This is a genomic window from Streptomyces sp. NPDC059851, from assembly GCF_042732005.1.
Classification (GTDB): domain Bacteria; phylum Actinomycetota; class Actinomycetes; order Streptomycetales; family Streptomycetaceae; genus Streptomyces.
Map to the genome: position 1 here is coordinate 25887 of NZ_JBHWJJ010000038.1, position 7405 is coordinate 33291.

A 7405-nucleotide genomic window follows, 5' to 3' on the forward strand; every position below is an offset into this window, starting at 1 on the left:
GCGTGTACTTGGGTGTTCCGACAAGTGCCGAGTATCCCACGTGCCCGCGCCTCATTTCCCGGCATAAGAACGACCGCGCCCGCCCCTGGCGCGACGCCGGACCCCGCCGGCCCCGCCGCCACCCCACCCCGTGCCGCCCGGGGCCGCCGCGAAGCCGATCACGTTCGACCGGCCGCGAAAAGCAACCCCGAACCCCCTGCTTCCGTCTGGGAGAATGGCTGAAGCCAGCATTCGAGATAGAAGGACGTGTCGTGGCTCAGAGCAGCACCGAGACCGACTGGGTCTCCCGTTTCGCGGACGAGGTCATCGCCGAGGCGGAGCGCCGAGCACCCGGCAAACCTGTCGTCGTCGCGTCCGGACTCTCCCCCTCCGGCCCGATCCACCTCGGCAACCTCCGCGAGGTCATGACCCCGCACCTGGTCGCCGACGAGATCCGCCGCCGCGGTCACGAGGTCCGCCACGTCCTGTCCTGGGACGACTACGACCGCTACCGCAAGGTCCCCGCGGGCATCCCCGGTGTGACCGAGGAGTCCCACGCGCAGCACATCGGCCGCCCGCTGACCTCCGTGCCCGCCCCGGCCGGCTCCCCGTACCCGAACTGGGCCGAGCACTTCAAGGCCGCCATGGTCGAGTCCCTGGCCGAGCTGGGCGTCGAGTACGACCCGATCAGCCAGACCGAGCAGTACACCTCGGGCGCCTACCGCGAGCAGGTGCTGCACGCGATGAAGCACCGCGGTGACATCGACGCGATCCTCGCCCAGTACCGCACCAAGCCCAAGGCCGCCAAGAAGTCGCAGAAGCCGGTCGACGAGGCCGAGCTGGAGGCCGCCGAGGGATCCGGCGCCGCCTCCGAGGACGACGGCAGCGCCGAGGGTGCGGAGTACTTCCCGTACAAGCCGTACTGCGGCGAGTGCGGCAAGGACTTCACCAAGGTCACCTCGTACGACGACGAGACGACCGAGCTGACCTACGTCTGCACCGAGGACGAGTTCACCGAGACGGTCAAGCTCAGCGAGTTCAACCGCGGCAAGCTCGTCTGGAAGGTCGACTGGCCGATGCGCTGGGCGTTCGAGGGCGTCGTCTTCGAGCCCTCCGGCGTCGACCACTCCTCGCCCGGCTCCTCCTTCCAGGTCGGCGGCCAGGTCGTGCACATCTTCGGCGGCGAGCAGCCGATCGGCCCGATGTACGCGTTCGTCGGCATCAGCGGCATGGCCAAGATGTCCTCCAGCAAGGGCGGCGTCCCGACGGCGGCCGACGCGCTGAAGATCATGGAGCCGCAGCTGCTGCGCTGGCTGTACGCCCGCCGCAAGCCCAACCAGAGCTTCAAGATCGCCTTCGACCAGGAGATCCAGCGGCTCTACGACGAGTGGGACAAGCTGGAGGCCAAGGTCGCCGACGGCTCCGTGCTGCCCGCCGACGCCGCTGCCCACAGCCGTGCCGTCCGCGTCGCCTCGCACGAGCTGCCGCGCACCCCGCGCCCGATGCCGTACCGGACCCTGGCGTCCGTCGTCGACGTCACCGCCGGCCACGACGAGCAGACCCTGCGGATCCTCTCCGACCTGGACCCGTCCAACCCGCTGACCTCCCTCGACGAGGTCCGCCCGCGCCTGGACCGCGCCGAGAACTGGATCACCACCCAGGTCCCGGCCGACCAGCGCACCCTGGTCCGCGAGGAGCCCGACGCCGAGCTGCTGGCCTCCCTGGACGACGAGGGCCGCCGCTCGCTGGAGCTGCTGCTGGAGGGCCTGGACTCGCACTGGTCGCTGGACGGCCTGACCACCCTGGTCTACGGCGTGCCGAAGGTCATGGCCGGTCTCGACCCCGAGGCCAAGCCGACGCCGGAGCTGAAGGTGGCCCAGCGCCAGTTCTTCGCCCTGCTCTACCGCCTCCTCGTCACCCGGGAGACCGGGCCGCGCCTGCCCACGCTGCTCCTCGCGGTCGGCGCGGACCGGGTGCGCAAGCTCGTCGCCGCCTGACCGTGACGGACAGGGGGCCCGCCGGGTATCCGGCGGGCCCCCTCCCGTTCCGGGGGCCGGGCGGGAAGGGGAGGTCGGCGAGCGCCGGGAGGACCAGCGGCTGCGCTACGGGCCCCTCGCGCTCACCCGGTAGGCGCTGCCTCTGTGGCCCGGCTACGCCTTCGAGCGGCGGCACCACCCAACCCGGCGTTTTCGGTGGTTCCTGTGCTGCGGGCGACCTTCGTCCGGGCCGCCGGGCCCCCGGCCAGGGACCGGCATCCGGAGCAGCGGTGGCGGATCGACCGCCGGCGGGACCGTCCTCGCCCAGCTCGGCCGGCATCTCGTCGCGCAGGGCGGCGACGAGCCCGGACGACGGCAGGCGGTACTTCCTGCGGTTCGGCCGGGGCCTGCTCCAGGAGAGCGCGCCCCTCCAGGTGGAGCCGAAGCCCTGGCGGGCCCGGCGGCCCCGACCCGGTAGCCGGGCGCGCCGGTTGCGGCGCGCCCTACGCGATGTGCTCGTTCTCCAGGTCGCGCTGGTAGCGCTGCTTCAGCTCCGGCACCAGGCGGCGGAGGATGGACGCGCCGCGCGGGTGCACGATCCCGAGGCGGTCGGCGAGGTGTGCTTCCACCTGCTCCGGCTCCGGGATCCCGTTCTTCTCGTCGACGTACGCCCGGAAGACCTCGTACGCGGCCTCCTCGAACTTCGCCTCGTCGACGGCCTCGGCCGCCGCCGCGGCCTCCGGCCGCTCCGTGGCCCGTGCCCCGTCCACCGGGGCCGGGAACAGGGCGTCCTGGCTGTCGTTCTCCGCCTGGGCGTCCAGTGCCCGCTGGGCGGCCCGTGCCTGCTGCTGGGCGGCGAGCGCCTGCTGCTGCTGGGCGGCCAGGGCCTGCTCCGCCTCCGGCAGCTCGGGGCCGGCCGGAGCCATCACCGGGATGGGCTCCAGGCCCTCCACGTACTGCGGGTTGTAGCCGCCTTCGTACGCGGCCTGCGGGGCCTTCGGCCCGGCGAACCAGGCGCTGTCGTGGGGCGCGGGCATGGCGGTCGGGTCGACCGCGAACGCCGGCTGGGCGTGCTGCTTCGGCACCGGGACCTGCGTCTGGTCCGGGACCGGGACCTGGCCGGGGACCTGGCCCGCGGCCTGGTCCGGCACCTGGCCCGGCACCTGGACCGGAACCAGCTGCTGCGGCCCGTTCGCCGTCTGCAACTGCCCCTGGCCGGACCCGGCGGGCTCCTGCTGCGGCACGGCCGCCCCGCCCGTCTCCAGGGCCGGCGCCCGCGTCCCCGCGGCCACCGGAGGCAGCAGCGCCGGGTCGATCCCTGCCGCGGCCAGCCCCTCCGGGGCCGTCTGTGACAGCGGTACGCCGATCCGGGCCAGCCGCAGCGGCATCAGCGCCTCCACCGGTGCCTTGCGGCGCCAGGCGCGCCCGTACCGGGCCTGGAGCCGCGCCTGGTAGATCAGCCGGTCCTGCTCCATGCCGACCGCCTGCTCGTACGAACGCAGCTCCCACAGCTTCATCCGCCGCCACAGCTTGAAGGTGGGGATGGGCGAGAGCAGCCAGCGGGTCATGCGGACGCCCTCCATGTGCCGGTCCGCGGTGATGTCCGCGATCCGGCCCACGGCGTGCCGCGCCGCCTCCACCGTGACCACGAACAGCACCGGGATCACGGCGTGCATGCCCACGCCCAGCGGGTCCGGCCAGGCCGCGGCGCCGTTGAACGCGATGGTCGCCGCGGTCAGCAGCCACGCCGTCTGGCGCAGCAGCGGGAAGGGGATCCGGATCCAGGTCAGCAGCAGGTCCAGCGCCAGCAGCACGCAGATGCCCGCGTCGATGCCGATCGGGAACACCAGCGAGAAGCTGCCGAATCCCTTCTTCAGCGCGAGCTCGCGGACCGCGGCGTACGAGCCCGCGAAGCCGATGCCCGCGATGACGACGGCTCCCGCGACCACGACGCCGATGAGTATCCGGTGCGTTCGAGTCAGCTGCATCGCGGCCACCCGCGATCCCCTCCCCTTGTCGAGCTACGGCAGGCACAGCGTACGGCCGACTGTACGGGTGACTGAATGTCAGCCTCCACTCAGTCCTGCCGGTCCGCTGCGGATCTCCCGCGAATGGGTCGATGCCTACTGGGCCGACGGGGAAGCCTGCTGGTCAGGCTGCTTCGGCTGCTCGCCGGCGGAGCCGACCGAGGCGACGATCTCCTTGGCCGCGTTGATCGCGTTCTCCAGGAGTTTGGCGTGATCCGGTGCCCCGGCGCCCTCGTAGGCGGCACCGTTGTAGTCGACGGTGACGACCACGTTCTGGGTGCGGGCCACGACCGTGGTGTTGAAGAAGTCCACGTCCTTCTTCACGCCGAAGAGGATGGAGGTGGCCTGGTCACCGACGCCGCCGGCCTGCTCGGCCTTCACGTCCTTCGCGCCCTCGGTGGCCTTCGCGGCCTCGATCTGCTTGTTGTACTGCTCCTCGGCGCGCTTGTTCGCGCTGCCGAGCGAGGCGTGCGACTCGTAGCGGACCAGGGAGACCGACAGCCAGCGGTACTGCGATCCCTTCAAGCCGTCCTCGTCCAGGCCGTTCCAGGAGCAGCTGGCGCGGGTGGCCAGGTCGTTCGACTTGGTGGCCGTGCCGTTCTTGTCCTTGGCCTCCGGGACCAGGGTCTCGATGGTCTTTTCCTGGACGGTCTTGCAGGGCTCGGGCAGCGTCGCGAAGGCCGCCTTCTCCAGTGCCGTCGACGGCTTGCCGCTCGGCTTGGCGGAGGCCGAGGCGCCGGCCTTCTTGCTGCTGTCGGATCCCTTGCCCTTGCCCTTGTCCGAATCGGAGGAGCATCCGGTGGCGGCGAGGATCACCGGTATGACGGCTGCGCAGGCGAGCACGCGGGTGAGGCGCGAGGCTGATCGGTGCATGGTTCCTTCAGTACGTTGTGGGCGCGTTGTGGTGAACGCGGCGCGGGCGCGGGACCCGAGCAACGGTAGCCCGATCCGGAGTGCGCCTGCTGTGCGCGCGGTCACCCCGGGGGCGGCCGCGGCCGCGTTCAGTCGTTGAACCGCTCGACGAGGGCCGCGGCCAACTGCCGTGCCTTGTCCTGGGTTTCGGGGCTGGAGGGGATCGTGCCGGGCAGTGCGGGCTGCACGCTGTACTCGACGGTGACGATGACGTTCGCGGTGCGGAACACGATCCGGACGTTCCGCGCCTGGACGGTGCTGGCGCCGGCCGCGCTCAACTTGTCCTCGATGAAGGCCTCGGAGCCGAGCCCTTCGAGGACGCGGGAGCCGAGCTCGGGCGCGGGCGTGGCGCCGGGGGTACCGCCGGGGGTGCCGCCGGGCGTGGGCGTGCCAGAGGTGGGCGCGGGCGGGGCGGCCGGGGCACCGGACGGCGGCGGGCTCGCCGCGGGGGCCGCTCCGGACGGCGCCGCGCCGCTCGGGGCGGCGCCGGTCGCTGCGGTCGGGGTGGCGGCGGGGCCCGGGAAGGGCAGGTGCGCGTCAGTGAGGCGGCGGACGTAGACCTGCTTGGCCTTGTCGTCGTCGCTCATGGTCGCGCGGTCGTACGAGACGACCCGCTCGAAGCGGACCGCCAGCAGTCGGGTCTCCTCGTGGGTCTGCGCCGTCCACCGGCAGCCGACGTGCCGGTCGGCGTCGTAGGACGTGTCCGCGGAGCCCGCGTACAGCTGGGTCCGCTGGTCCTCGGTGAGGGTGGGCGCGGCAGGGAGCATCGCCTTCAGGCGCTTGCCGTCGGCGGCCTTGCAGGGGGCGGGCAGGCTGCGGTATTTGCCGGCCGGTGCGGGTGCGGGGGAGCTGTCGCCGGCCTTGGCATCGGTGGCGCCGCCGCCTCCGGACCCGCTGGTGCACCCGGTCAGGCCGGCCGCCCCGGCCACGAGCGCGGTGAGCATCGCGATGCCCGGCAGGGCTCGCCGTACCGCCTTGCGCTGCACGTCCACTGGCTCCCTTCGACCGGCCGGCCGCCCGGCGGTCAGGAAAAATGCGTTGCCGCGCTTCGGGCGCGGCTGGACACAATGTCTATCGCACACGCCGGTACCGGCGCCGGTCCCCTGTCCGATTCGGGGCCAGAAGCGAGGGTTTTTGCCCAATCTGATTTTTCCATTGTTTTCGGGGGATTAAGACGTTATGTCGTACGTAGAGGTTCCGGGCGCGAAGGTTCCGATCCGGATGTGGACAGATCCGGCGTCGGTCGAGCAGGGCGCGATGCAGCAGCTGGAGAACGTCGCGACCCTCCCGTGGATCAAGGGCCTGGCTGTCATGCCGGACGTCCACTACGGCAAGGGCGCCACCGTCGGCTCCGTGATCGCCATGAAGGACGCGGTGTGCCCGGCGGCGGTGGGCGTCGACATCGGCTGCGGCATGTCGGCGGTCAGGACCTCCCTCACGGCCAACGACCTCCCCGGCGACCTGTCGGCGCTCCGCTCCAAGATCGAGCGGGCCATCCCGGTGGGAGCGGGCATGCACAAGGAGGCCCTGGACCCGGCGCGCCTGTACGGCTTCCGGGACTCCGGCTTCGGCGACCTGTGGCAGCGCTTCGACTACGTCGCGGACGCGGTGAAGTACCGCCGGGACCGGGCGCTGCGGCAGATGGGCACCCTGGGCAGCGGCAACCACTTCTGCGAGGTGTGCATCGACACCTCCGGCTCCGTGTGGCTGATGCTGCACTCCGGCTCCCGGAACATCGGCAACGAGCTGGCCGACTTCCACATCAACGTGGCCCGCGGCCTCGACCACAACCAGAACCTGGTCGACCGCGACCTCGCGGTCTTCCTCGCGGCCACGCCCGAGATGGACGCGTACCGCAACGACCTCTTCTGGGCGCAGGAGTACGCGAAGTACAACCGGGCCGTGATGATGAGCCTCCTCAAGGAGGTCTTCCGCAAGGAGTTCCGCAAGGCGAAGGTCTCCTTCGACCAGGAGATCAGCTGCCACCACAACTACGTGGCGGAGGAGCGGTACGACGGCATGGACCTGCTGGTCACCCGCAAGGGCGCGATCCGGGCCGGCAGCGGGGACTACGGGATCATCCCCGGCTCGATGGGCACCGGCTCGTACATCGTGAAGGGCCTCGGCAACGAGAAGTCCTTCAACTCGGCCTCGCACGGAGCGGGCCGGAAGATGAGCCGCACGGCGGCCAAGAAGCGGTTCTCGGCGAGGGACCTGGCGGAACAGACCAGGGGCGTGGAGTGCCGCAAGGACGCGGGCGTGGTCGACGAGATCCCGGGCGCGTACAAGTCGATCGAGCAGGTCATCGACCAGCAGACCGACCTGGTCGCGGTCGTCGCCAAGCTCAAGCAGGTCATCTGCGTCAAGGGCTGAGCCCGGGACGCAGCTGACGGGGGGGTGGAAGGGGCCCGGCCCAACGTGCGGGGCCGTGCCGGGTAGGGCCCCCGGGGCCGCAGAGCGCCCCGGGGCCCCTGGGGTTGGGAGGCAGGGGCCCGGGGCGGGCCACCCAAA

General features: G+C 71.8%; 5 protein-coding genes. 2 read left to right on the forward strand and 3 right to left on the reverse strand.

What is annotated here, in order from left to right; all coding sequences use genetic code 11:
- The first annotated feature begins 251 nt into the window (after nucleotides 1-251).
- On the forward strand, nucleotides 252-1976 hold the full coding sequence (gene lysS, locus ACFV7Q_RS15950; protein ID WP_385428752.1) for a lysine--tRNA ligase: 1725 nt from the start codon (nucleotides 252-254) through the stop codon (nucleotides 1974-1976).
- Nucleotides 1977-2458: 482 nt separating this feature from the next.
- Here the strand turns inward: lysS and ACFV7Q_RS15955 are convergent, their stop codons facing one another.
- From ACFV7Q_RS15955 to ACFV7Q_RS15965, 3 genes are all read right to left on the reverse strand, one after another.
- Entirely contained in the window at nucleotides 2459-3952 is a 1494-nt protein-coding gene (locus ACFV7Q_RS15955; protein WP_385428754.1) for a DUF2637 domain-containing protein, read from the reverse strand.
- 126 nt (nucleotides 3953-4078) lie between these two features.
- Nucleotides 4079-4855 carry a DUF3558 family protein gene (locus ACFV7Q_RS15960; RefSeq protein ID WP_385428756.1) on the reverse strand — a complete coding sequence of 259 codons (777 nt, stop codon included), beginning with the start codon at nucleotides 4853-4855 and terminating at the stop codon, nucleotides 4079-4081.
- 128 nt (nucleotides 4856-4983) lie between these two features.
- Nucleotides 4984-5880, reverse strand: a complete 897-nt coding sequence (locus ACFV7Q_RS15965; protein WP_385428758.1) for a DUF3558 domain-containing protein — start codon at nucleotides 5878-5880, stop codon at nucleotides 4984-4986.
- Nucleotides 5881-6073: 193 nt separating this feature from the next.
- Between ACFV7Q_RS15965 and ACFV7Q_RS15970 the strand changes: the two genes are divergently transcribed.
- Complete coding sequence (locus ACFV7Q_RS15970) at nucleotides 6074-7267, forward strand: RtcB family protein (protein WP_385428760.1); 1194 nt, start codon at nucleotides 6074-6076, stop codon at nucleotides 7265-7267.
- Nucleotides 7268-7405 lie beyond the last annotated feature (138 nt).

What these genes read in the sequence shown, in the direction of transcription:
- ACFV7Q_RS15960 (WP_385428756.1), bottom strand. Translation starts at nt 4,855, where the DNA reads ATGCACCGATCAGCCTCGCGCCTCACCCGCGTGCTCGCCTGCGCAGCC.
- ACFV7Q_RS15970 (WP_385428760.1), top strand. Translation starts at nt 6,074, where the DNA reads ATGTCGTACGTAGAGGTTCCGGGCGCGAAGGTTCCGATCCGGATGTGG.